We start from the raw sequence: 25,970 nt of genomic DNA on the forward strand, positions 1-25,970 counted from the left end.
GACGGGTCTCCCGGGTGGACTGGGACGGACGAGGTGGGGTCAGGCTGCGGCCGACTCGGTGAGGAGCCGGAGCCGGTCCGCGTCGACGTTCGCGCCGAAGGCGGGATGCCCCGGTTCGAGCCGCCGGCCGGTGGCGAGAGCGCCGGTGACGACCGGGTCGAAGCCGAGATCGTCGACGACGGCGGCCGCGGCGGTGACGTCGTCGACGTCGTCCCCCGCGACGGCGATCGCCTTGCGCTCGGCGTGACCGGCGGGCCGGGAGCCGTCCTCCAGGTCGTGGTACCCCATGTGGTTGAACGCCTTGACGACGCGGGCGTCGGGCAGCGAGGCCTGGACGAGCTCGCTGGTGGAGCTGGCGGGCCGGGCGAGGTCCTCACGGTGGCCGTCGGTCTCCCACCAGTAGTTCATGGCGTCGACGACGAGCTTGCCGGCCAGCGCGTCGGCGGGCAGCGTGCGGTGCTTGCCCAGCGGGAGGGCGAGGATGACGACGTCTGCCTTCGCCGCGGCCTCGGCCGTGGTGACGGGTTCGGCGCCGGGCGCGAGCACCTCGACGGTGAGGGCGATCTTCGCCGGGTCCCCGGAACCGGAGATCAGGACGCGGTAGCCGGCCCGGACCGCGAGACGGGCGAGGACGGTGCCGACCTTGCCTGCGCCGATGATGCCGAGGGTCTGGTTGCTGGTGCTCATGCGATCTCCTGGGGCTGGTCGGCGAGCAGGTCGCGGACCAGGGGGACGACCTTGGTCCCGTACAGCTCGACGTTGCGCAGGCGCGCGTCGGCGGGCTGCGCGCCGGTGGTGTAGATGAGGTCGAACCGCCCCACGCCGAGGCTGGTCACGGCTGCGGCGATCCTGCGGGCGACGGTCTCGGGCGAGCCGACGTAGAGGGACCCGCCCGCGATCTCGGCGTCGAACTCCTCCTTGCGCAGGGGAGGCCAGCCCCGCGTGGCGCCGATGCGGTCGCGCTGCAGGCGGTAGTGGGGCCAGTAGATCTCGCGGGCCTCCTCGTCGGTGTCGGCGATGAAGCCGGGCGAGTGCATGCCGACCGCGTGGGCGGTGGTGCCGAGCTGCGCGGCAGCGCGCCGGTACAGGTCGACGTACGGGCGGAAGCGCGCGGGGTCGCCGCCGATGATGGCGAGCATGAGAGGCAGGTCGTAGTGGGCCGCGCGGATCACGGACTGCGGGGAACCGCCGACGCCGACCCAGGTGCTCAGGTGGCCGGACTCGGTGGTGGGGAAGACCTCCGCGTCGGTGAGAGCTGCTCGGGTGGTGCCGGACCAGGTGACGGGCTGCTCCTTGAGCAGCTCGGCGAAGAGCTGGATCTTCTCCTCGAACAGCAGGTCGTAGTCGGCCAGGTCGTAGCCGAACAGCGGGAAGGACTCGGTGAACGAGCCGCGGCCGAGGATGACCTCGGCCCGCCCGCGGGACAGGGCGTCGACCGTGGCGAAGCGCTGGAAGACCCGGACCGGGTCGTCGGAGGACAGCACGGTCACCCCGGAGGCGAGCCGGATGTTCTGCGTGACGCCGGCGAGCCCGGCCAGGACGGTGTCCGGGGAGGAGATCGCGTACTCCGGGCGGTGGTGCTCGCCCAGGGCGATGACGTCGACGCCGGTCTGGTCGGCCAGCACGGCCTCGTCGACGACCTGACGGATGGCCGCGGCGTGCGAGACCAGCTCGCCGTCGGTGCCCATCGGGCGGTCGCCGAACGAGTCGAGGCCGAACTCAACGGTGGTGCTCACGGTGTGACTCCCCAGGTGATCGAGGTGGAGGATGGTGGAAGTTGACACGTCAACACTTGACAGGTCAACAACTATTCCCGATGGTTGACATGTCCATCGAGGAGGGGAGGCCCGCCGTGGCAGAGGTAGCTCGGCACGCTCCGACGGCGCAGCAGCTGGCGACCTGGCGCGCGTTCATCGAGACGACCGAGCTGCTGCGCTCGCGGTTGGGCGCCCGGCTCCAGTCCGAGTCGGGGATGTCCCTGCAGGACTACTCGGTCCTGCTCGCGCTGCGTGAGGCCCCCGCGCGCAACCTGCGCTCCTCCGAGCTGGCGGACGCCGTCGGCTGGGAACGCAGCCGGCTGTCCCACCACGTCGGACGCATGGAACGTCGCGGCCTGGTGGAACGGAAGGGCCCCGCGGGTGGGGGCTGGGGTTCCTGCGTCCATCTGACCGATGCGGGCGCCGACGTCTTCCGCCGCGCCTCGGTCGGCCACCTGCAGGCGGTCTCCGAGCTGTTCATCGACGCCCTCTCACCCGCCCAGCTCGACGCGGCCGGTGAGATCGCCCAGGCGCTGTCCGCCCGGCTGGCCGACACCGGTGGTCCGCGACGGTGACCCCGTCCGGTGGGTCCGAGCGTGCTGGGGAGACGCGTCGGTCGCCTAGGTGGAAGTGTTTCGGCCGGTCGGGAGCTCGGTCGGAGGGTCGTCCGTCCCGTGCCGTGGCCCGGCGCCCGCCGGGCGGGTGACCACGTACGCCCCGGTGAGGCCGATGGCGACACCGAGCACCGAGAACGAGGCCACCGGACCCCACGAGACGCCCTCCCGGACGAGGTCCGGCAGCCCGAGCGTGCCGGAGACGATCCAGGGGAACGCGGCGACGCGGCCCCAGTCGGGCAGGGAGAGCATGACGGCACCGAGGATCAGCGACCCGAGCCCCCCGTACATCGCGAACTCCGGGTAGCCGTACCAGAACACGAACGTGCTCGCGGCGCCGACGGCGGCACCCGTGGCCGCCACCCAGCCCCGGAGGCGCACCATCACGGGGACCAGCAGGACCAGCCCGAACGTCGTGCCGAGGTAGGCGAGGATCAGTCCCCAGGAGCCGTCCGTCTGGTTCCACGAGAGCCAGGCGTCGACGCCGATGCCCGCCGCGCCGATCAGCAGCAGCACACCCGTGGCCCGCACCAGCCAGCCCTTCGCCATGGCCGCCTCCTCGCCGCCGCTTCCACGATGCCACGGGCGGCACCGACACGCGCCGCACGCCGATCGCTCCTAGGCTCGCGGCATGACGACGGCGGAGCAGCGGCACGAAGGCACGACCGGCGAAACACCCGGATGGCTGGCGGACGCCGTCATCTACGAGATCTACCCGCAGTCGTTCGCCGACTCGAACGGCGACGGGATCGGGGACCTGCCGGGCGTCATCGACCACCTCGACCACCTGGAGTGGCTCGGGGTGGACGTGATCTGGTTCAACCCGTGCTTCGCCTCCCCGTTCCGGGACGCCGGCTACGACGTCGAGGACTACCTGACGATCGCGCCCCGGTACGGGACGAACGAGGACATGGTCGAGCTCGTCGAGCAGGCCCGCCGGCGCGGCATCCGGATCCTGCTCGACCTCGTCGCGGGACACACCTCGATCGACCACCCGTGGTTCGCCCGGTCCCTCGCCGACCCCTCCGACGAACGGTACATCTGGGCCGACCGCGACGGGCCGGGGCTCGTCCCGTCGCCCGGGCCGCGCGAGGGCTGGTACCTGAAGAACTTCTTCGACTCCCAGCCCGCGCTGAACTTCGGCTACGCCCGACCGCACCCCGACGAGCCGTGGCGGCAGGCGACCGACGCCCCGGGCCCGACGCGCAATCGCGAGGCCCTGCAGGAGATCATCGGGTTCTGGCTGGACCGCGGGGTGGCCGGGTTCCGTGTGGACCTGGCCTTCTCCCTCGTCAAGGACGACCCCGACCTCGAGGCGACCACCGCGTTGTGGCGGGAGATCGCCGGCTGGATGCGCGCGCGGTACCCGGACGCGGTGCTGCTGCCGGAGGCCGACGACGACAACACCGCCGACGCCGGGTTGCGGGGAGGCTTCGACGCGGACTTCGCGCTCGTCATCCAGCGCGAGCACAGCGCGCTGTTCAACAACGGCGCCACCGGCCACCTGACCTGGCAGGACCCGGCGGCGATGGAGCCCTGCTACTACGACCCCGAGGTCGACGAGGAGGCGGGCACCCGCGCGCTGGAGACGTTCCTGCGGGAGTGGGACGAGCGGGACCGCCGGGCCGGCGCGGACCGGCTCGTCGTCCTGCCGACGGCGGACCACGACTTCTCACGGCTCGCCGCTGGGCCGCGCACCGGTGACCAGCTGCGCCCTGCCTTCACGTTCCTGCTGACGTGGGGGTCGCTGCCGTCGATCTACTACGGCGACGAGATCGGGATGCGCAACCTGCCCGACGCGCCCGAGACGGAGGGAAGCCGCTGGAACCCGGGGTACGACCGTGCCGGGTGCCGGACCCCGATGCAGTGGGACGACGCCCTGCCGAACAGCGGTTTCTCTTCCGCGCCGGTCGAGCGGCTCTACCTCCCGCAGGACCCGGACCCGTCCCGCCCCACCGTGGCGGCCCAGCGTGCGGACCCGGGATCGCTGCTGCACCACGTGCGCGACCTCGTGGACCTGCGTCGGCGCACCCCGGCGCTGCGCACCGGTGGGGCGCGCACCGTCCTGCACGTCGGGTATCCGTTCGTCTACCTGCGCGGCGAGGAGCACCTCGTCGTCGTCAACCCGCGGCGCGAGCCGGCCCAGGCCACGATCCCGGCGCTCGCGGGCGCGACCGCCACGATGCTCCTGGGCGACGGCGTCCGGGTCGAGGACGGGGTCGTGGAGGTCGCCGGTGGTGGTCACGCGGTGCTCGCCGTGACTCGACCCTGACGCGCGCACGGCCGACCCGGAGGGCGACGAGCGCGGCGGGCGAGCCCGGGCGCCGGGTGATCTCGCGGCCGGTGGGCTGCGAGTCGACCGGGACGGGGAGAGCCTGAGGTGTCGGGGGATCGGGTTCGGGGATGCGGGGTGCGGGATGTCTGAGCAGCGCAGCGCGGCGCGGGGGGAGACGCACGGGGTCCTCCGGTTGTGGACACCTGCCCCCGAGGGCGACCGGGTGCGGTTCGCACCGGACCCGGACGACCGGTACGCCGTCGTCGACGATCTCGAGGCCGAGCACGTCATCCTCGTGCTGGACCGGTGGCCCCAGGTCGACGGCGTGGGGCACCTGGTCTTCACGGAGCACCCGCAGGTCCGCTCCTTCCGGGTGTCGACGTTCCAGCAGCATGTCGACGCCCGCCGTGCGCAGGCGGGGCAGCCGGCCCCGGGCCGGGCGCTGCGCGTGGGCGACGTGTTCTGGGTCCGGGCCGGTGACGACCCCCGGTGGAACGACCCCCGGCGTTGGCAGCTCCTGGACGTGACCGCCTCGGCGCGGCGTGCCGCGCACGCGGCGCAGGTCGTCGCGGTCAACCCGGCGATGCGGCTGCGGGAGGCGGACGTGGCCCACGAGTCCTCGGGACCACCGTCCCCGGAAGGGCCTCGCCGTCCTCCGGCCGGTGCGGCCGCCTCGACGGTGTGACATGTCCGTCCCGCAGCGCATCCCGGCGGACCACTTCACCGCGCGCGACCTCGTCGACGAGCTCGAGGAGCGACCGGACGCCCTGGCGCACTTCGTGCTCAACGTGGGTGACGGTGACGCCCAGGTGGTGCTGCTGCCGACCGACCCGGTGGCGGAGCACCGTCGCGCCGTCGTCGTCGACGCCGGACGGGACAAGCCGTTGTCGCTGATCGCGGCGCTCACGGCCGAGGGCTCGCTCCCCGGCGTGGACGACGTGGCCCTCGTGGTGGCCACCCACCCGCACCAGGACCACATCGGCGCGATGGCCGAGGTGCTGGCCGGTCTGGGCGACCGGGTCGCCGAGTTCTGGGACCCCGGGTACTTCCACCCGATCGGTGCGTTCCACCGGATGATGGCCGAGGTGGAGCGGCGCACCGGGCTGCTGTACAGCCACCCGGCGTCGGGGCTGAGCCGGTGGATCGGCCGGACCGGGATCACCGTGCTGTCCCCGTCGATCCACCTCAGGAACCGGTTCGACACCTACGGGGTCGAGATCAACGACTCCTCCCTGTCGATGCGCCTGCAGCATCCCGCCGCGCGCGTGGTCACCCGTGACGAGGCCGGCAACGTCGTGGACAAGAGCTCGTCCGAGGTCTCCCTCGTGCTCGGCGGGGACGCGCAGACGTTGTCGTGGTCCTACGTGCTGACGGACTTCCCGTTCCTCATGAAGTCGAACTCCGCCAGCTCGGCGGCGATCGCCGCGGCGACCGGGGACGTCGACCTGCTGCAGGCCGACGTCTTCAAGGTCTCGCACCACGCGTCCAAGCGCGGGGTCAATCTCGAGCTGATGGAACGGATCAGGCCGTGGGCCTCGGTGGTGTCGTGCGGACCGGACTCGCCCCGGTACCACTTCCCGCACGACCTGGCGCAGGAGATCCTGCGCGAGGCCCGCGACCCGAGGGCCGGGTCCGGGGGGAAGCGCTCGGAGGAGGACTGGGAGCTGAGGATCTACTACACGGCCGACCGGGACACCGACGGGCGTGCCCTGGGCACCGTGGTCACCGTGCTGGAGGAGGGTCGTCGACCCCAGGTGTGGCGGCTGGGTGACACCCCTGGCCGGTCGGTATCCGTTGCGGCACTGCGGAAGGCCCGTAGGCTCGACAACCGATGACACAGCACATCGGCGTGGCCATATCCGGCGGGGGGCACCGCGCGACGGCGTGGGGGCTGGGCGCGCTGCTCTATCTCGTCGACAGCGGCAAGAACGAGGAGGTCTCCGCGATCTCCTCGGTGTCCGGAGGGTCGATCGCCAACGCCGTCGTGGCGCAGGAGACCGACTACAGGACCGTCGACCCGCCCGGGTTCGACCGCACCATCCAGCGGCTGGTGCGCCACCTCGCCGACACCGGTCTCTTCTTCTGGGGTCCGCCCACCAACGCCTACCTGATCTCGGTGTTCGTCGGGGCCGGCGTCGCCGTGGCCACGATGCTGACCGGCATCGTCTTCGTGTTCCTCAACGGGCTGTCCTGGCGATCCGGGCTCACGCTGCTGGCGGGGGGCGTGCTGATGGGGCTCACGGCCCGCTGGTTCGAGCGCCGTTCGCACGTCCTCGACCGCGCGTTGGCCCGGACCCACTTCCAGCGGGACGGACGGTCGACGCGACTGGGGGACATCGACCGGTCCCTCGACCACGTCGTGTGCGCGACCGAGCTGCAGTCGGCCGAGCACCTCTACCTCACCCCGCGGTTCCTCTACTCCCACCGGCTGGGCACGGGGTCGACGAACGACATGAGGTTGTCCACCGCCGTCCAGGCCTCCCTGGGTATGCCCGGCGCCTTCACCCCGCGACGGCTGAAGACCGCACCGTACGGGTTTCACGGCGGTACGCAGGAGGGCGGCGTCGCCGAGGACTTCCTGCTCACCGACGGCGGCGTGTACGACAACCTGGCCGACCAGTGGCCCGACGGTCTCGAGAAGAGGCTGGAGCGCGCCCCGGAGCTGCCGGTCGTGGGCCGCAGCATCGACGAGCTCGTCATCGTCAACGCCACCACCGCGCTGAGCTGGAGGCGGCTGCGGTACGCACGCCGGTTCCTGGTGGGCGAGCTGTTCACCCTGCTGCGGTCCAGCAGCGTGATGTACCAGGTGCCGACCGAACGGCGTCAACGCGGTCTGGTGCACACCTGGGTCGACTGCGAGCGCACCGGGCGAGGGCAGCGCGGCGCGATCGTCCAGATCCAGCAGTCCCCGTACCGGGTGGCCGACGCGTTCCTCCGGAAGGACCAGGAGGAGCGGGCCCGCCGTGCCCGTGCCGTGCTGGACCTGCTCGGCGACGACGACGAGTCCCGCGAGGCCTGGCGGGCCCGGGCGGACTCCAACGCGGACGTGCCCACCGTGCTGCGGCGACTCGGGAGGACCGCGACCGTCGACCTGCTCGAGCACTCCTACGTGCTCGCCATGTGCAACCTGCACGTCCTGCACGGGTACCCGCTGCTCGATCTGCCGGAGCGCGAGCGGTTCGAGCGTCTCCTGGACGACCCGGAGCCGTCGGCGGCCTAGGCTCGGCCGGCATGGAGCCCGAGGACGAGCGGTGGCGCAGCGCGGTCGAGCACGTTCGGGACCGTGCCGCGGGAGGTCCGCTGCCCGCGGACGCCCGGGTGGTGCTCCACTTCCACCCGGATGCCCCGGCCGGGCGCGGGTCGGTGCTGGAGACGGTCGCGCGCGAGGGTGTCTACCGGTCGCAGTTCGAGACGAGGACCAGCAACGGCGGGTTGACCGCTTTCCCCGGCGGGGACCGGTGGCGGTGGGAGAGCCGGATCTTCGGCGGCGTGTACGACGACGCAGCACCGGCCGCCCGCCCGCGGTACGGGGCGCTCCTGCTCGACGGCGACCCCTACGGCGCGGCACCGCGGTTCGGCTCCAGCTATCTGCGGCTGCGGCCGGGCGTCCTCGAGCGGGCGACCCTCTGCTACCCGGACAGCGTCCACACGCCGCACGACTTCGGCACCCGGGACCGGTCCGGCCTGACGGTGCTGCTGCGCTCGGACCCGTGCCGCGACCCTCTCGACCGCTACGTCGAGGCGCACGTGCACGGCGAGGTTCGCGTCGACCGCGACCTGGAGGCGGTGGTCCTGGACCCCTCTTACCGCGGGACGGCGGTCGCCGCGGCGGCGGAGCGGCTCGGCTGCGCCGTCGAGTGGCACCCCGGCTATCGGGCCTTCCCGACCGCGTTCGACGAGCGCTACCGGGGGCCGGAACCGGTCCGGCTCGCCGAGTCCGTCGCCGCCGAGGGCGAGCTGAAGCCCGCGCTGCTGGGCCCGTGGCGCGGAGCCGACGACGTCGACCCCCAGACGCTGAAGCAGGTGTGGCACCTGCTGGCCCGTTACGGACGCCGCAGCGGCGCCCTTCCCTAGCCGGGGCCGCTACGCGACGTCGATCGTGTGGGCGAAGTCGGGTGCGCACGTCGTGCAGAACATGCGGCGGCCGAGGTCGCGCTCGCCGGGTGCCCCGGGGGAGTAGTAGACCTCCTTGTGCGCGTGGGCCGCCCGGGTGTGCTTGATGCACGAGCCGGCGCCGCACTGCGAACAGACGGTGACCGCCGGGGTGGTGGCCTGGTGCTCGGTGGCGCATTCGAAACAGTTCATGGGACATCTCCTGTGATGCGTGCTGCCAGTCCGGGCGACGCCCGCGGACCCCCGCGTGCCGGACAGGTGCGGGATCCGTGCCGTCCTTGCCGGGGCGCTCGCGGGGTCTGCCGACAGGGCCGCCGTCTCCAGTATCGCAGCGGGTCGATCACTCGCCCGTCCGCGACGGGATCACGGACGCCCCCCGCGGCGTGCCTTCGGCCCGGGCGGTACCCGCACGCCATGACGTGCCAGCACCCCGAGGCCGTCCGCGACGGTGACCGCGGCGATCACGGCGTGGTGCGGCTTCCTCGAGCGCAGTGCGACCGCCGCGAGGTGTTCCGACGCCACGGTGCCGAGCGGCGGCAGTTCCACGTCGTGCACGGCGAGGCACGTCGGCTCCGGCAACGCGCCCCGGGAGCAGAGGACGGCCGGGGCGGCGTCAGGGGGAGTCAGCAGCAGGTCGTCGCGGGGAGCGCCGAGACCGGTGCCGACCGCCTTGAGCACCGCCTCGCGCCGGACCCACGACCGGGTCAGGGTCCGGGCCGTCCAGCCGGCGGCCGGCCGTTCCGCGACGGGCACGACGCCGGCCAGGTCGTCCAGGTGCCGTCCGACGCCCGCCGCTGCCTCGACGTCCACACCGACGTCGACCCCGTGGGCGCCGACGTCGTCGACGACCGCCACGAGCACCCACGACCCGGCGTGCGAGACCGAGAAGGCGGGACCCCCACTGACGACGGGCTTGCCCGGGGCGGGTCCCCCCGGTGCTCCCATGCGGACGTCGACGCCACGGGGAGGGACGCCGAGCGTCTCGCCGAGCACGGCACGCGTGAGTGCGCGCCCCGTCGCGAACCGGTCACGATCGTCGGCGCGCAGGAACGAGCCGACCGTGCCCGCCTCGTCCGTGGTGAGCAGCGCGGCACTCCCGCACGAGACCGGCACCGTCGGGGCACACCAGACGGTGACCGCACGGGGTGGCCCGGTCATCACGGGAGCACCGCGCCTCCGGTGACCTACCGTTGCGTGATCGTCACCTTGACCGGGTCGCCGACGTCCTTGCCAAGCTGCTTACGCACCTTCGCGTTCAGGGACACCATGTGCCCTCCCGTGCCGGTCACCATCGCCCCGACGTTCTCGAGCGTGACGTCGTCGACGGTCGCGTCGACCCGGACGGTCTTGCCGGTCCCGAAGAACTCGGCCGAGTCGGGGATCTCGACGCAGCTCCACGTCTCACCCTTGACATCGACGCCGATCTTGGTCTCGAAGCTCATCTGTTCGCTCGCCATGCCGACAAGTTACCCCCAGGGCGGCACGTCGGACATCGGACGATCCGGGTCGGTACGGCGTGGCGCGGGTCCTGCGGCTGGTTCCGCAAGCCAGGAGGCAGGCCCCCGGCCCGCCGTTGAGACGCTCCTGGTCCCAGGAGGTCGTCGGGGTGGCCTGTCCCCACCGCCCCGCACGGGGTCCGGGCCGGCCGCAGCCGCCGGCGTCCGTTCGAGCCGTCGACCGACGCTCGAGACCCACGTGCAGGGAGAGCGAGTCATGGAAGCCACTACCGCACCACCTCCGGTCACGACCCCTACTCGCCGGGCCCTGCCCGGGGCCGCCGTCGCCGTCGTCGTCGGCGTCCTGATCGCCGTGATCTGGTCCTACGAGTTCGTCGACGACGTCGTCGGGGGCGCCATCTCGGGGCTCTTCCTCGGCGCGGACCACGTCGCCGAACCCGGCCTCGTCGGCACGCTCGCCTTCGCGACCGTGGCCGGTCTGGCGGGCACGTTCACCGCGTGCAACATCGCGTGCTTCGCGTCGGTGGGTCCCCTGGCCGCCGGGACCGGGGCCACAACACCGTCCCGAGCTGCGCTCGTCCGGCACGCGGCGGCCCAGCTGGGCTGGTTGGCTCTCGGGATGAGCGTCGTCGCCGCCGCGTACGGCGTCGTGGTCGTCGCCGCCGGTGACGGCACCGTGATGCTCAGCGACGAGACCATGGCCGGTATGCCGGTGCGGCTCGTCCAGGCCTCCGTCATCAACGTCGTCCTCGGCGTGGGGCTCGTGTACGTCGCCGTCCGCTACCTCACCGGTGCCCCGCTGCGGGGCCGTCGGGGCATCCTCTCGCTGGGTGCGCTGCTCGGTCTGCTCGTCGTAGGACGGCCGTTCCCGATGTTCCGCGAGGTGCTCGCCGCGGCGGTCGACGCTCACCCGCTCGTCGGCGTCGGGCTGCTCGTGCTCGTCGTGCTGGGCAACCTGGCCCTCGTGGGGATCCTCTACCTGGCGTTCGTCGCCGCGGCCGGGCCGGCCCTCCAGCGGTTCGTCGCCCGCCACCAGCTCACCGTTCTGCGGGTCGGGGGCTATCTGCTGCTGGCGCTGGGTGCCTTCTCGATCGCCTACTGGGGTCTACGGGTGCCGGCGATCTTCGGCATCGGGTGGTTCCCGACCGTCTGAGGGACGTCCGGGCGGCCGGTACCAGGTACCGGCCGCCCGGACGTGTCAGCCGCAGTCGTAGAGCACGGAGTCGCCGTAGCTCGGGATGGGCAGGTCGTCCGCCGCGGTGAAGTTCGACCCCCCGTACGCCGCCGGCGGGACCGGAGAGCAGTTCGACTGCACCCAGGCGACCCGCTCCCGGGCCTCCTCGCCACCCATCCCGGCGATGCCGCCGACCCGGTCCGGCCCAGGAGCCGCCGAGAGGACGAACCGCAGCCTGCCCGACGCCTTCCACGCATCGAGGGTCGCCGTGGTCGGGACCGGGTCGGCACCGAGGAAGCCCCCGAAACCGGCGACGGCCTCGTCGCTGTCGAGCACGAACTCCGACGCCGCGAGGCCACCACCCTCGGTGAGCAGCGTCAGCGGCGCCCCGTCGGCGTGCGTCCTGGCGAAGTCGAGGACGGCCGCGTTCTCCGCGGACATCGTGTGGCCCGCCAGCCCGCCGGCACGCACGGGGCCGGTGAACTCGGGGTCCGTCAGCGCCGCCAGCTCGGCCGGCATCTCCGTCGGCAGCGCGTCGCGGTCGAGCGACACGGGCGGCATCGGCAGGTCCGCGAGATCGACCGGGACGAGCACCCCGGCCCGCATCGCCTCGAACCGCTCGTTCGGGGGGCCTGCCTTGGGGAACCCGCCCGACGACGGCGCCGACGCGGCCGACGCGACGGACCAGGACGCGGAACCGGCGAGGACGGCGACGGCGACGAGCGCCAGACCGTACCCGGCACGCCGGAGACGAGGCGCCGCCAGGACGGCGAGCGCGGCGAGGGACAGCGCCACGACCATCCAGCGGATCCAGCCGTGCCACTCCGGGGACCGGCCGACCAGCACCACCGCGGTGAGGGCCGTCGCGGCCACGCCTACGGCCAGCAGGGCCGTCGCGGTGCGTTCACCGTCGCGGTGCGCGTCCCACAGCCGGACCAGTCCGGCCCCGGCCACGGCACCGACGGCCGGGACGAGCAGCGAGACGTAGTAGGAGTTGAAGATGCCCTGCGTGAAGCTCAGCACCGTGAAGGCGGTGACGAGCCAACCTCCCCACAGCACCCAGCCGCCGGCGCGCGGTCCGGCGGCCATCGGCTCGGCGCGCCAGGCACGGCGGTAGGCACCGGCCCCCACGACGACGAGGACGATCGCGCACAACGGCAGCAGCCAGGCGATCTGCCCGCCGGTCTCCGGCGAGAAGAGCCGATCGAGACCCGGCGCACCACCGAAGAGCCCGACGACCGCCAGCGGGACGTTGAGCCCCGAGCCGCCGGCCGACTGGCCCGAGCCCAGCAGGGCGCCGAAGCCGTTGTAGCCGAACACGAGCTCGAACGCGCTGTCCGAGACGGTCCCTCCCATGTAGGGCTTCTCGCCCGGCCACAGGTCTCGCAGCGCCGACCAGGAGAAGGAGACCAGCACGAGCGTGACGAACGACCGCACCAGGTCGCCGACCCTCGTCCGCACGGACAGCCCGGCCGCGCCCCACCAGACCGCTCCGGCGAAGGCGGGCAGGACGATCCACGCCTCCAGCATCTTCGTGTTGAACCCCAGGCCGACCAGGACGGCGGCCGTGACGAGCCATCGCCGGCGCCGGGCGTCCGTGTCCTCCTGCAGCCCTCGCGTGAGCGCCCAGGCGGCCAGCACCAGGAAGAGGATCAGGAGCGTGTCGGTGTTGTTGTGCCGGTTGAGCGCCACCGTCACGGGGGAGAGCGTCATCACCGCGGCGGCGATCAGAGCGGCCCGCTCGCCGGCCCAGATCCGCACGGCGCGGTGCAGCGCGACGACGGTCAGCACGCCCGCGACCACCTGCGGCAGGAAGAGCCCCCAGCTGTGGAACCCCAGGAGAGAAGCGCTCGCGGCCTGCACCCACAGTGCCAGCGGCGGCTTGTCCACCGACACGATGCCTGCGGGGTCAGCCGCCCCGAAGAGGAAGTTCGTGGGGCTCTGCAGCATGGACCGGACCGCTGCCGCGTAGTAGGTGTTCCCGAGGTCCGCCTCGGAGACCCTCCAGGAGTACATCACGGCAGCCGCGATGCAGAGCACGACCAGTGCGACCGTATACCAGACCGAGCTCGCCGCCGGAGGGCCGGTGGCCCCCGTGCGCCGCTTCCGGGCGGTCGGTGTCAGAACAGCGGCCATCGTGGTCCCTTCGTCGTGGTGGTGCTCCTCAGGCAACCGACCGCACGGGCGGCGGCCAACTCTCGGTTTGCCCGGCGGCCCGGGTCCCGGCGGGACCAGCACGCGAGAAGAATCCCGGCCCGTCCGACCGGCCTACGGTGATCGCGACAACCCGACACCACTCGGGCAGCAGACACGGGAGGTCCGATGAACACCACCGCCACGACCGTCGACGAACGCCGCTCGTTGCCGCTCGACGACGACTACGCAGCTGACCGCCAGCTCCCCGTGGAGTTCGCGACGTCGGCGGACGGCACGAGGATCGCCTACGAGCGGTCGGGCAGCGGTCGCCCCGTCGTCATCGTGGGCGGCGGTCTGAACGACCGGGCCATGTTCCGCCCGATGGCCGGCATCATGTCCACGCGCTTCACCGTCTACAACTACGACCGGCGGGGACGGGGCGACAGCGACCTCGGCGATCCCGACGCCTGGACGCTGGACACCGAGGTCGAGGACCTGCGGGCCGTGATCGAGGCCGTCGGGGAACCGTGCGACGTGTTCGGCAACTGCACCGGCGGCATGGTCGCGATCGAAGGCGCGGCGGCGGGCCTCGACATCCGTCGCATGGCCCTCTACGAGCCGCCGTACCGGTCACCGGAAGCCACCACCGAGCAGCTCGTGGCGATCCGTCGGCTCATCGACGAGGGTCGCCGCGGCGAGATCGTCGAGATGTTCGGTCGCGACATCGTGGGGTTCATCAGCCCCGACACCATGGAGTACTTCAAGCAGCACCCTGCGTGGGACGCCTTCGAGTCGATGGCCTACTCGGCCTACTACGACGCCATCATCAGCCGGGACCACACGGCCATCCCCGCCGAGAAGCTCCCCGCGGTTCAGGTCCCGACGGTGATCATGCGCGGCGACATCGGGGACGGGGGCATCCACGACGCCTGCGTGCAGCTCGCGGACGGGATCCCGGACGCCCATCTGCTGACGATGAAGGGGTGCGACCACCTCCTGGACCAGGCCGCCTGGTCCCGGTATGTGATGGCCTTCCTCGACGAGGACTGACGCGCCCGCCGCCCTCCGCCGCACCGGCCGGGGGCGGCGGCTCAGGCCCGTACCGTCACCCGGACGGGGATCCGTGCCCAGGCCCGGAGCGTGTTGTTCGGGCGCGGGACCGCCGGCCCAGCGGGCTCGATGGTCTCGATCCTAGCCACCATCGCGGCCAGGAGCGCCTCCGCCTCGAGGCGGGCGAAGCTCTGACCGAGGCAGGCGTGCAGGCCGGTGCCGAACCCGACGTGGCCGGCCGTGTCCCGGGTGACGTCGAAGCGGTCGGGGTCCTCCCAGCGCCGGGGGTCGCGGTTGGCCGCCCCGAGGAGCACCATCACCTTCTCGTGCGTGCCGATCCGCGCGCCGGCCAGGGACACGTCGCGCAGGGTCGTCCGGAAGAAGGTCTGCACCGGTGTCGACCATCGCAGCGCCTCGTCGAGCGCCCGCCGGCGCAGCGCCTCGTCCTCGCGGACCAGCGCCCACTGCTCCGGGTGGTTCGCCAGGGCGTGCACCATCGAGCCCAGAGCGTGCACGGCCGTGTTCACCCCGGCCGCGAACAACGAGCGCACGACATCGGGCGCCTGGTCGGCGGTGATCTCCCCGCGGTCCGCGGCGGCCCAGATCCGCGCCCCGAGCCCGTCCGGCGACAGCTCCTCGCGCCGACAGCTCGCGTCCACCCACGCCGCCAGAGCACGAGCGTCCGCCGCGGCGTCCCGCACGAGGGCGTTGCGCGGGCCGAACGCGTTGAAGAGGACGTCGCTGAACCCGAGGAGCCGGTGCCTACCGCCCGGGGCGATGCCGACGGCGTCCGGGAACACGCGGAGCGGGAACGCCGTCGCCAGCTCCGTCAGGGCATCGAAGGTCGTCGTGCGGGCGAGCAGCCGTCCGACCAGTGCGTCCGCCCCGGCATACCACTGGTCGCGGAGGGTGCGCTGGGTCCGCGGGCCGAGGACCTCGGCGAGGACCCGGTGCGGGGCGTCGTGGTGCGGGGGGTCGGCCTCGAGGATGATGCTCCGCTGCCGCCACGGGGTGCTGACGGCGAAGTTCGACAGGCCCACCCCGGCGGCCGAGCCGTAGTCCTGCCAGTTGCGCAGCACCGCCGCCACGTGTTCGTGGCGACCCGTCGCGTAGCAGCCGTACCGGCCGAGGCGGACGACGTCGGCGGTCTCGCGGACGGCGACCTGGAACGGGTACGGGTCGACACTGCCACCGTCGCCGAAGGGGTCGGCGTCGATCGTGGGGACCTCGGCCGATGGCGTCGACGCGAGCGGGAGCTCGTTCACAGGTCCAGCACCACGCTCTCGTCGCGAGCCCGGGACACGCAGGGGAACATCACGCCGTCCTCTCCGTCGACGAGGATCGTGTCCCGGTGGTCGACCGCACCTTCGAGCACCGGGGTCTCGCAGGCGCCGCACGTGCCGGTCAGGCACGACGACATGACGGTGACACCGGAAGCGTGGATCGCCTCGAGCAGAGTGCTCGTCCGCGGGACCGTGAGGGTCCTGCCGGTCCGTCGGAGCTCGGCGGTGAACGGTTCGTCGGTGTCGAGCCCGGTCCGGCAGCCGAAGGACTCGGTACGCAACGTGTGGGCCGGCCAGGCACGGCCGATCTCCTCGACCCGCGCAGCCAACCCCGGGGGGCCGCACACGTAGACCCGGTCTCCCGCGGCGACGGGACCGATCGCCTCTGCGAGGTCCGGACGACCACCGGTGGCCGTCGTGAAGACCTCGAGGGACCCGGCGTGCGGTCCGTCGAGCAGGTCGTGCAGGTACGGCATCGTCCCGACGTCCCGGCCCACGTACAGGAGCCGGTACGGCATGTCGAGGCGCTCGGCCGCCTGCATCATCGACAGGAACGGCGTGATGCCGATGCCGCCGGCCACGAAGGTGCATGTCCTGCCGGGGACGAGGGGGAACGACGTGCGGGGCGCGCCGACCCGCACCGTGTCGCCCACCGCGAGACGGTCGTGGACGAACGCCGAGCCCCCGGCACCCTCGGCGTCGCGCCGCACCGCGACCACGAAGCTGTACGCGTCCCAGCGGTCGCCGCAGAGGCTGTACGGGCGCACCATCCCGTTGGGCAGGGTCAGGGCGACATGGGCGCCCGGTGCCCAGTCGGGCAGCCGCTCGTCGCCGGGGTGCCGCAGCTCGAGCTCCACGACGTCGCGCGCGATCCGGCGCCGGGCCACCACGTCCAGCTGTGTCGTGCCGTTCGTCATGGGAAACGTCCCGGAGGTCAGGGGGCTAAGCCGCCGGTCGTCGTGGACCGAGCGGCCGGCGGCCACAGCGTCCACGCACCGCCCGTCGTGGCTGCCGGTGACCCGACGCTAGCGGGACGTGGTCCGCCAGCGCTTCTTCCCGGTTGCGCAGACGGCGACGCAACCCAGGAGTCGGTCTGTTGGAGTGGTCGCCATAGCCTCGCTCGCATGGCGACATCGAGCACGGATCCGTCCCGCCGGCAGAAGGCCTCGGCTCATCCGCCGGGTGCTGACCCGCGACGATGGAAGGCCCTGCTGGTCCTGTCCGCGCTCCAGTTCATGATCCTCCTGGACATGACGATCGTGAACGTCGCCCTGCCGGCGATCGAGGACGGGATGGCGTTCGACCCGGCCGGCCTCACATGGGTGGTCAACGGGTACGCACTGGCCGCGGGCTCGCTCCTGATCCTCGGTGGCCGCCTCGCCGACTACTACGGCCGCCGTCGGTTGCTGATCATCGGTGTCGTGCTGTTCGCAGCTTCCTCGGCGCTCTGCGGGTTCGCGACCCACCCGGCCATGATGATTCTGGGACGGTTCGGCCAGGGCGCCGCCGAGGCCATCGCCGCGCCGGCCTCTCTCGGTCTCATCGCACTGTTGTTCACCGATGCGAAGGAGCGGTCGAAGGCTCTCGGGATCTGGGGCGGACTCGTGGCTCTCGGCGGCACGCTGGGGTACGTCTTCTCCGGTCTGCTGACCAGCTTCACGTCCTGGCGGTGGATCTTCCTCATCAACCTCCCCGTGGCCCTCGTCGCCCTGATCGCGATCCCGGCCCTGCTGGACGAGTCCCGGATGGCACCCGGACGGCGCGGCCGTCTCGACGTCTGGGGAGCCGCCACCTCGACCGCAGGCTTGGTCGCGATCGTCTACGGGCTGCTCGAGGCCGCCGAGAACCCCTGGGGGTCCGCCGCCGTCGTCTTCCCGGTCGCGGCCGGGATCGCGCTCCTCCTCGGCATGCTGATCATCGAGCGCCGGGTTCCCGACCCGCTGCTCCCGCGGGGCTTCTTCGACAACCGGACGCGCTCCGTCGTGAACTTCACCAGCCTGTTCTTCATGGCCGCGTTCATCGGCTACACGTTCATGCTGACGCTGTTCGAGCAGGACGTCCTCGGCTACACGCCGCTGCAGAGCGGTCTGGGCTACCTCCCGCTCGGGATCGGGATCGGGGTCGGCATCGGCATCTCGTCGGTCCTCGTACCGAAGATCGGTGTCAAACCGGTCGTCGTCGCCGGGTTCCTGGGGGCCGGCGTGGGTCTCGCGCTCACCAGCTTCGCCACGACGGACAGCTCCTACCTCCTCGGGATCCTCCCCGGGATGATCGTCTTCGCGGTGTTCGCGGGCGCCACCATGCCGGCGGCGACGAACGCCGCGCTCCACAACGTCACGACGCAGGACTCGGGGCTCGCCTCGGGGGTGCAGAGCACGGCGCAGCAGATCGGCGGCGCCCTCGGGCTGGCGGTGCTCGTGACCTTCGCGATGCGCCGGTTCCTCGCCGACGTGACCGCGGGCGAACCCGTCGAGGTCGCGATGACCAACGGATTCACGCTGGGCTTCCAGATCGGCGCCGTCCTGATGTTCGTCGGCGGCGTCCTCCTCGCGGTCTTCCTCGAGCGTGTCGACGGCGCACTGCGGGACCCGGTCGTCGAGGGTGTCGAGGCCGACCTCGCGGCCCTCTCGGCGTCCGACGACGAGGTCGGACACCGACCGTGAAGGTCGCGGTCACCGGGGCGGACGGGTTCATCGGGTCCCACCTCGTCGAGGCGCTCGTCCGGGCGGGCGCCGACGTCGTCGCCATGGCGCAGTACAACTCGGTCGGTTCGTGGGGATGGCTGGAGGACCTCCCCGCCGACGTGCTCGACGGTGTCGAGGTGCGGCTCGGGGACCTGCGGGACGCAGGGACGACGAGCAGCGCGCTCGCCGGCGCCTCCGTCGTCTACCACCTCGGCGCCCTGATCGCGGTGCCCTACTCGTTCGACGCGCCACGCTCCTACGTCGAGACGAACGTCCTGGGAACCCAGAACGTCCTGGAGGCGGTGCGCCGTGAGAGCAGCCGGCTCGTGCACACCTCCACCAGCGAGGTGTACGGGAGCGCCCTCAGCGTGCCCATCTCCGAGGACCACCCGCTGCAGGCGCAGTCCCCGTACGCGGCCACCAAGATCGCCGCGGACAAGCTCGTCGAGTCGTACGTCGCCGCGTACGGAGTGCGGGCCGTCACGGTCCGGCCGTTCAACACGTACGGGCCCCGGCAGTCGGCCCGGGCGTTCATCCCCGCGGTGATGGCCCAGGCTCTCGCGGGCCGGACGACCGTTCGGGTCGGTTCGTTGAGCCCGCGACGCGACCTGACGTTCGTGGCCGACACCGTGGCCGCCTTCCGGGCGGTCGGCGAGCTCGACGACGACCCGTGGAACGGCGCGACCTTCAACGCGGGCACCGGTAGCTCGTGGTCGATGGGGCACGTCCTCCACGAGATCGCGCGGGTCGTCGGTGTTCACCTGGACGTCGACACGGACGCCGAGCGCGTCCGGCCCCCGGCCGCCGAGGTCCGGCACCTCGAGTGCGACGCCTCGCGGCTGCGGGCGGCGACGGGCTGGGAGGCTCGCTCGTCGCTCCGGGAGGGGCTGGAGGCGACGCGGGCGTGGATGGCCGAGCCACGTCACTTCGGGTCGTACAAGCCCGACCTGCACCAGGTGTGAGCCCGACCCGACGGAAGGACCCGATGTGATGGAAGCCGTGATCCTCGCCGGGGGCAAGGGAGTGCGACTGCGCCCGTACACCACGAGGCTGCCGAAACCGCTGGTCCCCATCGGTGACGACCACGCGATCCTCGAGATCGTGCTGCACCAGCTGGCGCGGCAGGGCTTTCGCCGGGTGACGCTCGCCATCGGCCACTTCGGTCACCTGATCAGGTCCTTCGTCGGTGACGGGCGGCGCTGGGGGCTCGACATCGTCTACGTCAACGAGTTCCAGCCGCTCGGGACGCTCGGGCCCGTGGTCGGCGTGCGGGAGGACCTCCCCGACGACTTCCTGGTCATGAACGGCGACGTGCTCACGGACATCGACGCGACCGCCCTGCTTCGCGCGCACGTTGCCGCCGCCGCGCCGCTGACCGTCGCGACGTACAAGAGACAGGTCACCGTGGACCTCGGCGTGATCGAGGCCGACGCCGGCTGCATCGTCGACTTCATCGAGAAGCCGACCTACCACTACCGGGTCTCGACGGGGGTGTACGCCGTCTCCCGCGACGCGCTGGCCGGATACAGCCCGGGGGAGGCGCTCGGGTTCGACCGCTTCATCCTCGACCTCATCCGGGCGGGCCGGCACCCTGCCGAGTTCGTCCACGACGGCTACTGGCTCGACATCGGGAGACCGGACGACTACGACCGGGCCAACGAGGAGTTCGGACGCATGCGCGGGGCCCTCCTGCGGGGTGCGTGATGCTTGCGGTGGTGGTCGGGTCCACCGGTTTCGTGGGGGGGCACCTCCGGACGGGCATGGTCCGCGGCGGCTGGGACGTCGTGACCGTCGACCGTTCCGGCAGCACAGGCGGGGACCTGGTCGCGGTCCTCGAGGCGACGCTGGCGAGGTCCGCGCCCGACGTGGTCGTCGTCTGCGCGGGCGCGACAGCCGGTTCGCGGCACCGGCTCCGGCGGGCGAACGTCGACCTGGCCGGCAGGCTGGCGGGCGTGGTGGCGCGCGCGCGGCCACGTCCTCGCCTGGTCCACCTGGGCTCGGCCGCCGAGTACGGTGCGGTGTCCGCGCCCGGGCCGTGCCGCGAGGACGCCGCGGCCGTGCCGACGACCGACTACGGCTGGTCGAAGCTGGCCGGGACCCGCGCGGTGCTGGCGGCGATGCCCGCCGCGGTGGTGCTCCGGGCGACGACGGTGATCGGTCCGGGCTGCCGCGGGTTCCTCGGATCGTTCTGCCGGCAGGTCGCCCTCGAGGGGCCGCAGGGTGTCGTGCACGTGGGGTCGTTGGCGGCGGCACGGGACTTCGTCGACGTCGCCGACCTCGCCGCGGCGGTCGTCGCGGTAGCGGGCGCGCCGACGGCGCGGCCGGGCGTCTACAACGTCGGGACCGGGCGAGCGGTACCCCTCGGCCACGTGGTCGAGCGGGTCCGGGCGATCACGGGCTTCCGCGGCCGCGTCGTGAGCGACGCGCCGTCGGCGAGCACCTCCGCCGGGATCGCGACGCAGTTCTCCGACGTCGCGAAGGTCCGACGGGCCTTCGGCTGGACCCCGTCGGTCCCGCTCGACGCGTCGATCCGAGCGACCTGGGAGCGTGCTCGGGCCGACGGCTTGGCGGGGGCCGAGCAGGTTCAGGCGGCCGGCACCGTTCCGGGGTGACCCCCGTGCCCCTGGGGTCGGCGGACGTCACGGCCCGCGACGCACGGCGTGCATCGTCCAGCGTGCCTCGTTGTTCCCCAGGTTCGCCGGCAGCTGCTGCACGTCGAACCCGAGGGGTCCGACGCGTCGCGCCAGACCCGCGAAGGAGTAGTGCACGAGTCCGTGCTCGCGCCGGGTGCGCGCGTAGCTCGTGACCGGCAGTGTCGCCAGCCGCGCCACGGCCGCACCGACGAACCGGCCACGGCGGGCGAACCGCAGGAGCTCGCGGAGGTCGGCCAGGGCCGAGCCGCCGGGCCGGATCAGGTCACCGAGGAGCAGGACGCCGCGCGGAGGGAGCAGGCGGGCCGCCGACGACAGGAACGCGTCCACCTCCGGGTCCGTCAGATACTGGAGGACCGAGTGGGCGAGCACCAGGTCGACCGAGCCGGCCGGGATCGTCCGCAGCTCCTGCGGTTCGATCACGCGGACCTCGGGCGTCGCGGCGAACGTCGTGGTGAGACCCGCCCGGATGGCCGGGGCCGCCTCGCACAGGACCAGCCGTCTGCACCGGGCCAGGACGCTCCCGGCGTGGAGCGCGTCGCCGGGCCCGAAGTCCAGGACCACGCCGTCCGGCGGCAGGTGCTCCTGAAGACTGCCCGCCAGCGCGGAGAAGTGGGCTTCCTTGTGCGTCTCGCCGAAATAGGCCCGTTGCCCACGGTCCCACTCCTCCAGCCAGGGTGTCGTCCGGTTCTCCGCCATGAGGCCGAGTCAACGTCGCGGCGCGGCCGGGCGACAACTCCCGGGTGGCGGGCCGCCCGCAGACCAGGAGTCGTCGGGCCCCGGACCGCTGGCTAGCGTCGCCAGCCAGTGCACGAGAGGGGTTGTCATGCCGCCGTCCACGGCACCCAGGGTCGACGTCGTGGTGCCCGCCTACAACGAGGCGGGCGTCCTGAGGTCCAGCGTCCGCACGCTCCACGCCTACCTGGCGTCCGAGCTGTCCTACCGGTGCGTGATCACCATCGCCGAGAGCGGCAGCACGGACGGGACTGCGGCGGTGGCGGCAGACCTCGCCCGACGGCTCGAGGGGGTCCGGGTGCTCTCCGACCCGGCCCGCGGTCGCGGCCTCGCACTGCGCAACGCCTGGGCCTCGAGCGACGCCGAGGTCGTCGCCTACATCGACGCGGACCTGTCCATCGGGCTGGAGGCGTTCCGGTCGCTGCTCGCACCCGTCGTGGCGGGCCGGGCGGATCTGTCCGTCGGGAGCCGCCACCTCGCCGGCTCGAACGTCGTGCGCTCGCTGCACCGTGCGTTCCTGTCCCGGTCGCTCAACCTGCTGCTGCGGGTCGCTCTCGGAGCACGATTCACGGACGCCCAGTGCGGCTTCAAGGCGGGGCGTCGCGAGACGCTCGCGCCCGTCATGGCGGAGGTGCGGGCCGACCACTGGTTCTTCGACACCGAGCTCCTCGTCCTCGCCCAGCGCCATGGCCTGCGCATCCACGAGGTCCCGGTCGACTGCCTGGACGACCCACGCTCCTCCGTCGACGTGGTGCCGACGGCCGTCGGGTTCCTCCGCGAGATCGTGCGCCTCGCCCGGGACCGTCGCTCCCGCCCCGCCACCCGTGCGGGGGCCATCCGTGCCTGAGGGGCGTCTCCTGGCACCCGTGCGGAGCTCCTTCGTGCGCTTCGTCCTGGTCGGGGCCGGCACGGGCGTCCTGCACCTGGGCGTGTTCGTCGCGCTCCGCGCCTGGCTCGACCCCGTCGCGGCGAACGCCGTCGCCCTGTCGCTGGCGACGGTCGTGAACACCGAGGGGAACCGGCGCTTCTCCTTCCCCGGGCCGAAGGACGACCCCGTCTGGTACCAGCACGTCAAGGCCGCGCTGGCGCTTCTGGCGAGCCTCGGGCTCTCCGCCGTGGCGTTCTCCGCGCTCGAGCCCGCCCGACGTGGCCTCGAGGTGCTCGTCGTCGTGGGAGCCGATGCGACGTCCACCCTGGTGCGCTTCCTCCTGCTGCGGTTCTGGGTGTTCCGCCCGGCGCGAGGAGGTGGACGTGCTCGACGTGATCGTCACCGCTGACGACCTGGGCATCAGCCGAGGGATCACCCGGGGGATCCTGACGGCCCACGACCTCGGGGTCGTGACCGCCGCGTCCGTGATGGCCAACGGCACTGCGCTCGACGCCGTGATCGACGAGGTCACCGCGCGCCCGAGCCTGGCTCTCGGGGCGCACCTGGTGTTCGTCGGCGAGGACCGTCCGCTGCTGACCCACCGAGAGGTCCCGACGCTCGTCGACCGGTCCGGCGCGCTGCCCCGCTCGTGGCGCCACCTCGCCGCGCGCGTGCTGTCCGGTCGGGTGTCGCCCGACGACCTCCGGGCGGAAGGGCGTGCCCAGCTGGAACGTCTCCGGGACGGGCTGGGCCTGGACCTGAGCCACGTGAACACCCATCAGCACGTCCACCTGCTCCCCGCGGTCGCGCGGGTGGTGGTCGACCTGGCCGTCGAGGCGGGCGTGGGGTACCTGCGAGCTCCCACCACGAGTTCGCGGTCGCCACGCGCGGTGGTGATCCGCCGGTGGCGCCGGCAGCTGGTCGACGCCGCGGGCCGGGCCGGGCTCGCCACCAGCGACACGTTCGCCGGGCTCGACGAGGCGGGACACCTGACGGCGGCGGACGTGGTCGCGGCGGTCGCCCGGTCCGGGCCCGGGGTCCTCGAGGTGAACTGTCACCCGGGGCTGCCGACGCCCGCGGACCGGCTGCTCTACCGGTGGGGATACGCCTGGGAGCGCGAGGTCCGTGCACTCACCGACCGGGACCTGGCACGGGCCCTGACCGGGCGTGGCGTGCGGCTGGTGCGCCCGGGAGAAGCCCACGCAGGGCATCGCACCTCAGGAGAAAACCGGGATCCCCGGCCCACCTAGCATCCCGAGCATGAGCAACGACAGCACTCGCACCAGCTCCCCGGCGCAGGCGGTGTGGTTCGACATCTCCAGCCGACACCCGCAGCGCACCCAGGACTTCTACCGCGACCTCTTCGGGTGGTCCATCAGTCCCCTGGACGGCGAGGACTACGCCATGGTCTCGGCCGGCGACGGACCGCCCTCCGGCGGCATCGGGCACGCGACGGAGGGCGCCCCCTACGTCGGGCTCGTCCCGTACTTCCCCGTCGACGACATCCAGGCGGCGCTCGACCGCGCCGCGGAGCTCGGTGCCACGGTCGTGATGCAGCCCGCGCCCACACCGATGGGCCGGATCGCGGCCATCCGTGACCTGGACGGCAACACCGTCGGTCTCCAGGGTCCCTGACCACCGCAACCGCCGCGGCGTGGCCCCCGCCCGTCGTCCTCCGCACATCGCAACGGAAGGTACGTCCATGACTTCGACTGCAACACCCACGTGCCCGTACGTCCTCGACCCGCAGGGCCTGGACACGCACGGCGAGACGCGTCGGCTGCGCGAGCAGGGACCGATCGCGCGCGTCGAGCTCCCCGACGGCGTCCTGGCGTGGTCCGTCCACGACTACGCCGTCGCCAAGGAGATGATGGGCAACCAGGAGCTGTTCTCCAAGGACCCGAGGCGCAACTGGCCGGACTTCATGGAGGGCCGGATCTCGGACGGCTGGCCGCTGATCACGTGGGCGGCGATGAACACCCTCGCAACGAACGACGGCGCCGACCACGCCCGGTTGCGCAAGCTCCTGCTCCAGGCCTTCACCGGACGACGGGTCGAGAAGATGAGGGGCCACATCGAGGAACGTGTCACCGAGCTCCTCGACCGCCTGGAGGACGCCGGCCGCGACGGCACGGTCGTCGACCTGCGGGGGATGTTCTGCATGGAGCTGCCGACGCAGCTCATGTGCGACCTCTTCGGCGTGCCCGACGACCGTCGCGCGGACGTCCTCGCCGGAGGTCACAAGAACGTCGAGACCACCCTGAGCAACGAGGAGGCCGAGGCCAACCTCGGGCAGTGGCAGGACGCGATCGCCGAGCTGGTCCAGTACAAGAAGGTCAACCCGGGCGACGACCTGACCTCGGGCCTGATCGCGGCCAAGGAGGAGGACGGCTCCCGGCTGTCCGACGACGAGATGATCGGGACCCTGCACCTGTTGCTCGGCGCCGGCTCGGAGACCCTCGTCAACGGGCTCGCCCACTCGCTCCTGCACGTCCTGGAGGACCCGCAGCTGCGCCGGGACCTCCGGGAGGGGGACACGTCGTGGGACGACGTCTTCGAGGAGACGCTCCGCGTCGAGTCGCCGGTGGCGCACCTGCCCTTCCGGTTCGCTGTCGAGGACTGCGAGATCGGCGGCGTGTCCATGAAGCGGGGAGATGTCATCCTCGTCGACTTCGCCGGCGTGGGCCGGGACCCGGGTGTCCACGGGGACACGGCGGACGTGTTCGACGTGGACCGGGAGAACAAGCAGCACCTCTCCTTCGGGTTCGGGGTCCACTACTGCCTCGGCGCACGCCTCGCCACGCTCGCCGCGAAGATCGCGCTGCCGGCAGTCATGGAGCGCTTCCCCGACATGAAGCTCGCCCAGCCGCGCAGCGAGCTCCAGCCGCAGGGCAGCTTCGTCGTGAACGGCTACGCGAGCATCCCGGTCCGCCTCGGCGCCCGGACCGGCGTGACCATCTGACGGCCGCGGCGGGCCGGGGGGGGGCGGCCCCCGCCGGGGCCCCCCCCCCCGCGGGGCGGGCCGGCCCGCGCGAAGCAGCGCGGGGCCACCCGGATCGCCGCCGCCAGCCTGCTCGCCCTGGCGATGATGCTCGGCGCGTGTTCCGTCCCGGCGGACGTCCAGCAGTTCATCGACGACGCGCAGAGCCAGGCCGAGGCCATCGAGGGCGACC

General features: G+C 72.6%; 26 protein-coding genes and 1 pseudogene. 17 read left to right on the forward strand and 10 right to left on the reverse strand.

Features of this window, described 5'->3' with window-relative positions:
- Window positions 1–39: 39 nt before the first annotated feature.
- Both Q6349_RS04490 and Q6349_RS04495 read right to left on the reverse strand, forming a co-directional pair.
- Window positions 40–717 (reverse strand): annotated as a pseudogene (locus Q6349_RS04490) (NADPH-dependent F420 reductase); the annotation flags it as partial.
- Complete coding sequence (locus Q6349_RS04495; protein ID WP_304603039.1) at window positions 684–1,736, reverse strand: LLM class flavin-dependent oxidoreductase; 1,053 nt, start codon at window positions 1,734–1,736, stop codon at window positions 684–686. The gene Q6349_RS04495 and the pseudogene Q6349_RS04490, both read right to left, overlap by 34 nt.
- An 80-nt stretch (window positions 1,737–1,816) precedes the next feature.
- Between Q6349_RS04495 and Q6349_RS04500 the strand changes: the two genes are divergently transcribed.
- Entirely contained in the window at window positions 1,817–2,332 is a 516-nt protein-coding gene (locus Q6349_RS04500) for a MarR family winged helix-turn-helix transcriptional regulator (RefSeq protein ID WP_304603040.1), read from the forward strand.
- A 45-nt stretch (window positions 2,333–2,377) separates the two neighbouring features.
- On the opposite strand, the gene Q6349_RS04505 is transcribed toward Q6349_RS04500, so the two are convergent.
- The gene (locus Q6349_RS04505; protein ID WP_304603041.1) at window positions 2,378–2,920 is read right to left on the reverse strand and encodes a hypothetical protein; all 543 of its coding nucleotides are present in this window, start codon (window positions 2,918–2,920) and stop codon (window positions 2,378–2,380) included.
- A gap of 82 nt (window positions 2,921–3,002) precedes the next feature.
- On the opposite strand from Q6349_RS04505, the gene Q6349_RS04510 reads away from it, so the two are divergent.
- From Q6349_RS04510 to Q6349_RS04530, 5 genes are all read left to right on the forward strand, one after another.
- Window positions 3,003–4,643 (forward strand): alpha-amylase family glycosyl hydrolase, encoded by a 1,641-nt coding sequence (locus Q6349_RS04510; RefSeq protein WP_304603042.1) that lies wholly within the window; start codon window positions 3,003–3,005, stop codon window positions 4,641–4,643.
- A 145-nt stretch (window positions 4,644–4,788) separates the two neighbouring features.
- Complete coding sequence (locus Q6349_RS04515; RefSeq protein WP_304603043.1) at window positions 4,789–5,331, forward strand: hypothetical protein; 543 nt, start codon at window positions 4,789–4,791, stop codon at window positions 5,329–5,331.
- A 1-nt stretch (window position 5,332) separates the two neighbouring features.
- Window positions 5,333–6,481: a ComEC/Rec2 family competence protein gene (locus Q6349_RS04520; protein ID WP_304603044.1), complete on the forward strand. Its 1,149-nt coding sequence runs from the start codon at window positions 5,333–5,335 to the stop codon at window positions 6,479–6,481.
- Window positions 6,478–7,866, forward strand: coding sequence for a patatin-like phospholipase family protein (locus tag Q6349_RS04525; RefSeq protein WP_304603045.1), 1,389 nt, complete (start codon window positions 6,478–6,480; stop codon window positions 7,864–7,866). Before Q6349_RS04520 ends, Q6349_RS04525 begins: the two co-directional genes overlap by 4 nt.
- Window positions 7,867–7,877: 11 nt before the next feature.
- A complete protein-coding gene (locus tag Q6349_RS04530; protein WP_304603046.1) occupies window positions 7,878–8,720 on the forward strand; it encodes a DUF3626 domain-containing protein in 843 nt (280 codons plus the stop codon).
- Window positions 8,721–8,729: 9 nt separating this feature from the next.
- Here Q6349_RS04530 and Q6349_RS04535 read toward each other — a convergent pair whose 3' ends face one another.
- The 3 genes from Q6349_RS04535 to Q6349_RS04545 form a co-directional block, all read right to left on the reverse strand.
- Window positions 8,730–8,951 (reverse strand): DUF2180 family protein, encoded by a 222-nt coding sequence (locus tag Q6349_RS04535; protein ID WP_304603047.1) that lies wholly within the window; start codon window positions 8,949–8,951, stop codon window positions 8,730–8,732.
- A 171-nt stretch (window positions 8,952–9,122) separates the two neighbouring features.
- Window positions 9,123–9,917, reverse strand: coding sequence for a 4'-phosphopantetheinyl transferase superfamily protein (locus tag Q6349_RS04540; RefSeq protein ID WP_304603048.1), 795 nt, complete (start codon window positions 9,915–9,917; stop codon window positions 9,123–9,125).
- A gap of 26 nt (window positions 9,918–9,943) precedes the next feature.
- Window positions 9,944–10,216, reverse strand: a complete 273-nt coding sequence (locus Q6349_RS04545) for a DUF1905 domain-containing protein (RefSeq protein ID WP_304603049.1) — start codon at window positions 10,214–10,216, stop codon at window positions 9,944–9,946.
- A gap of 256 nt (window positions 10,217–10,472) precedes the next feature.
- On the opposite strand from Q6349_RS04545, the gene Q6349_RS04550 reads away from it, so the two are divergent.
- Window positions 10,473–11,369, forward strand: a complete 897-nt coding sequence (locus Q6349_RS04550; protein ID WP_304603050.1) for a hypothetical protein — start codon at window positions 10,473–10,475, stop codon at window positions 11,367–11,369.
- 45 nt (window positions 11,370–11,414) lie between these two features.
- Here Q6349_RS04550 and Q6349_RS04555 read toward each other — a convergent pair whose 3' ends face one another.
- Window positions 11,415–13,526, reverse strand: a complete 2,112-nt coding sequence (locus Q6349_RS04555) for a glycosyltransferase family 39 protein (protein ID WP_304603051.1) — start codon at window positions 13,524–13,526, stop codon at window positions 11,415–11,417.
- 186 nt (window positions 13,527–13,712) lie between these two features.
- Between Q6349_RS04555 and Q6349_RS04560 the strand changes: the two genes are divergently transcribed.
- Window positions 13,713–14,576: an alpha/beta fold hydrolase gene (locus Q6349_RS04560; protein ID WP_304603052.1), complete on the forward strand. Its 864-nt coding sequence runs from the start codon at window positions 13,713–13,715 to the stop codon at window positions 14,574–14,576.
- A 41-nt stretch (window positions 14,577–14,617) separates the two neighbouring features.
- On the opposite strand, the gene Q6349_RS04565 is transcribed toward Q6349_RS04560, so the two are convergent.
- Complete coding sequence (locus Q6349_RS04565) at window positions 14,618–15,841, reverse strand: cytochrome P450 (protein ID WP_304603053.1); 1,224 nt, start codon at window positions 15,839–15,841, stop codon at window positions 14,618–14,620.
- On the reverse strand, window positions 15,838–16,776 hold the full coding sequence (locus Q6349_RS04570; RefSeq protein ID WP_304603054.1) for a PDR/VanB family oxidoreductase: 939 nt from the start codon (window positions 16,774–16,776) through the stop codon (window positions 15,838–15,840). The genes Q6349_RS04565 and Q6349_RS04570 overlap by 4 nt, the downstream gene beginning before the upstream one ends.
- A gap of 207 nt (window positions 16,777–16,983) precedes the next feature.
- On the opposite strand from Q6349_RS04570, the gene Q6349_RS04575 reads away from it, so the two are divergent.
- The 4 genes from Q6349_RS04575 to Q6349_RS04590 are packed head-to-tail and all read left to right on the forward strand — an operon-like array spanning window position 16,984 to window position 21,155.
- Entirely contained in the window at window positions 16,984–18,522 is a 1,539-nt protein-coding gene (locus tag Q6349_RS04575) for an MFS transporter (RefSeq protein ID WP_304603055.1), read from the forward strand.
- Complete coding sequence (locus Q6349_RS04580; RefSeq protein ID WP_304603056.1) at window positions 18,519–19,505, forward strand: GDP-mannose 4,6-dehydratase; 987 nt, start codon at window positions 18,519–18,521, stop codon at window positions 19,503–19,505. The genes Q6349_RS04575 and Q6349_RS04580 overlap by 4 nt, the downstream gene beginning before the upstream one ends.
- A 28-nt stretch (window positions 19,506–19,533) precedes the next feature.
- Window positions 19,534–20,247 (forward strand): sugar phosphate nucleotidyltransferase, encoded by a 714-nt coding sequence (locus Q6349_RS04585; RefSeq protein ID WP_304603057.1) that lies wholly within the window; start codon window positions 19,534–19,536, stop codon window positions 20,245–20,247.
- Window positions 20,248–20,258: 11 nt separating this feature from the next.
- On the forward strand, window positions 20,259–21,155 hold the full coding sequence (locus Q6349_RS04590) for an NAD(P)-dependent oxidoreductase (RefSeq protein ID WP_304603058.1): 897 nt from the start codon (window positions 20,259–20,261) through the stop codon (window positions 21,153–21,155).
- A 27-nt stretch (window positions 21,156–21,182) separates the two neighbouring features.
- Here Q6349_RS04590 and Q6349_RS04595 read toward each other — a convergent pair whose 3' ends face one another.
- Window positions 21,183–21,893 (reverse strand): bifunctional 2-polyprenyl-6-hydroxyphenol methylase/3-demethylubiquinol 3-O-methyltransferase UbiG, encoded by a 711-nt coding sequence (locus Q6349_RS04595; RefSeq protein WP_304603059.1) that lies wholly within the window; start codon window positions 21,891–21,893, stop codon window positions 21,183–21,185.
- Window positions 21,894–22,020: 127 nt separating this feature from the next.
- Between Q6349_RS04595 and Q6349_RS04600 the strand changes: the two genes are divergently transcribed.
- From Q6349_RS04600 to Q6349_RS04620, 5 genes are all read left to right on the forward strand, one after another.
- On the forward strand, window positions 22,021–22,776 hold the full coding sequence (locus tag Q6349_RS04600; protein WP_304603060.1) for a glycosyltransferase: 756 nt from the start codon (window positions 22,021–22,023) through the stop codon (window positions 22,774–22,776).
- Window positions 22,777–22,795: 19 nt separating this feature from the next.
- Window positions 22,796–23,206, forward strand: coding sequence for a GtrA family protein (locus tag Q6349_RS04605; protein WP_304603061.1), 411 nt, complete (start codon window positions 22,796–22,798; stop codon window positions 23,204–23,206).
- Window positions 23,181–24,047: a carbohydrate deacetylase gene (locus Q6349_RS04610; RefSeq protein WP_304603062.1), complete on the forward strand. Its 867-nt coding sequence runs from the start codon at window positions 23,181–23,183 to the stop codon at window positions 24,045–24,047. Before Q6349_RS04605 ends, Q6349_RS04610 begins: the two co-directional genes overlap by 26 nt.
- A gap of 10 nt (window positions 24,048–24,057) precedes the next feature.
- The gene (locus tag Q6349_RS04615) at window positions 24,058–24,432 is read left to right on the forward strand and encodes a VOC family protein (RefSeq protein WP_304603063.1); all 375 of its coding nucleotides are present in this window, start codon (window positions 24,058–24,060) and stop codon (window positions 24,430–24,432) included.
- Between the two features lie 67 nt (window positions 24,433–24,499).
- Window positions 24,500–25,759 carry a cytochrome P450 gene (locus tag Q6349_RS04620; protein ID WP_304603064.1) on the forward strand — a complete coding sequence of 420 codons (1,260 nt, stop codon included), beginning with the start codon at window positions 24,500–24,502 and terminating at the stop codon, window positions 25,757–25,759.
- The last annotated feature ends 211 nt before the right edge of the window (window positions 25,760–25,970 follow it).

The organism is Isoptericola sp. 178 (assembly GCF_030586525.1).
Lineage (GTDB): Bacteria > Actinomycetota > Actinomycetes > Actinomycetales > Cellulomonadaceae > Isoptericola > Isoptericola sediminis.

What these genes read in the sequence shown, in the direction of transcription:
- Q6349_RS04600 (WP_304603060.1), top strand. Translation starts at nt 22,021, where the DNA reads ATGCCGCCGTCCACGGCACCCAGGGTCGACGTCGTGGTGCCCGCCTAC.
- Q6349_RS04550 (WP_304603050.1), top strand. Translation starts at nt 10,473, where the DNA reads ATGGAAGCCACTACCGCACCACCTCCGGTCACGACCCCTACTCGCCGG.
- Q6349_RS04515 (WP_304603043.1), top strand. Translation starts at nt 4,789, where the DNA reads ATGTCTGAGCAGCGCAGCGCGGCGCGGGGGGAGACGCACGGGGTCCTC.
- Q6349_RS04560 (WP_304603052.1), top strand. Translation starts at nt 13,713, where the DNA reads ATGAACACCACCGCCACGACCGTCGACGAACGCCGCTCGTTGCCGCTC.
- Q6349_RS04555 (WP_304603051.1), bottom strand. Translation starts at nt 13,526, where the DNA reads ATGGCCGCTGTTCTGACACCGACCGCCCGGAAGCGGCGCACGGGGGCC.
- Q6349_RS04615 (WP_304603063.1), top strand. Translation starts at nt 24,058, where the DNA reads ATGAGCAACGACAGCACTCGCACCAGCTCCCCGGCGCAGGCGGTGTGG.
- Q6349_RS04545 (WP_304603049.1), bottom strand. Translation starts at nt 10,216, where the DNA reads ATGGCGAGCGAACAGATGAGCTTCGAGACCAAGATCGGCGTCGATGTC.
- Q6349_RS04535 (WP_304603047.1), bottom strand. Translation starts at nt 8,951, where the DNA reads ATGAACTGTTTCGAATGCGCCACCGAGCACCAGGCCACCACCCCGGCG.
- Q6349_RS04570 (WP_304603054.1), bottom strand. Translation starts at nt 16,776, where the DNA reads ATGACGAACGGCACGACACAGCTGGACGTGGTGGCCCGGCGCCGGATC.
- Q6349_RS04620 (WP_304603064.1), top strand. Translation starts at nt 24,500, where the DNA reads ATGACTTCGACTGCAACACCCACGTGCCCGTACGTCCTCGACCCGCAG.
- Q6349_RS04500 (WP_304603040.1), top strand. Translation starts at nt 1,817, where the DNA reads ATGGTTGACATGTCCATCGAGGAGGGGAGGCCCGCCGTGGCAGAGGTA.
- Q6349_RS04530 (WP_304603046.1), top strand. Translation starts at nt 7,878, where the DNA reads ATGGAGCCCGAGGACGAGCGGTGGCGCAGCGCGGTCGAGCACGTTCGG.
- Q6349_RS04505 (WP_304603041.1), bottom strand. Translation starts at nt 2,920, where the DNA reads ATGGCGAAGGGCTGGCTGGTGCGGGCCACGGGTGTGCTGCTGCTGATC.
- Q6349_RS04520 (WP_304603044.1), top strand. Translation starts at nt 5,333, where the DNA reads ATGTCCGTCCCGCAGCGCATCCCGGCGGACCACTTCACCGCGCGCGAC.
- Q6349_RS04540 (WP_304603048.1), bottom strand. Translation starts at nt 9,917, where the DNA reads ATGACCGGGCCACCCCGTGCGGTCACCGTCTGGTGTGCCCCGACGGTG.
- Q6349_RS04595 (WP_304603059.1), bottom strand. Translation starts at nt 21,893, where the DNA reads ATGGCGGAGAACCGGACGACACCCTGGCTGGAGGAGTGGGACCGTGGG.
- Q6349_RS04575 (WP_304603055.1), top strand. Translation starts at nt 16,984, where the DNA reads ATGGCGACATCGAGCACGGATCCGTCCCGCCGGCAGAAGGCCTCGGCT.
- Q6349_RS04585 (WP_304603057.1), top strand. Translation starts at nt 19,534, where the DNA reads ATGGAAGCCGTGATCCTCGCCGGGGGCAAGGGAGTGCGACTGCGCCCG.
- Q6349_RS04510 (WP_304603042.1), top strand. Translation starts at nt 3,003, where the DNA reads ATGACGACGGCGGAGCAGCGGCACGAAGGCACGACCGGCGAAACACCC.
- Q6349_RS04525 (WP_304603045.1), top strand. Translation starts at nt 6,478, where the DNA reads ATGACACAGCACATCGGCGTGGCCATATCCGGCGGGGGGCACCGCGCG.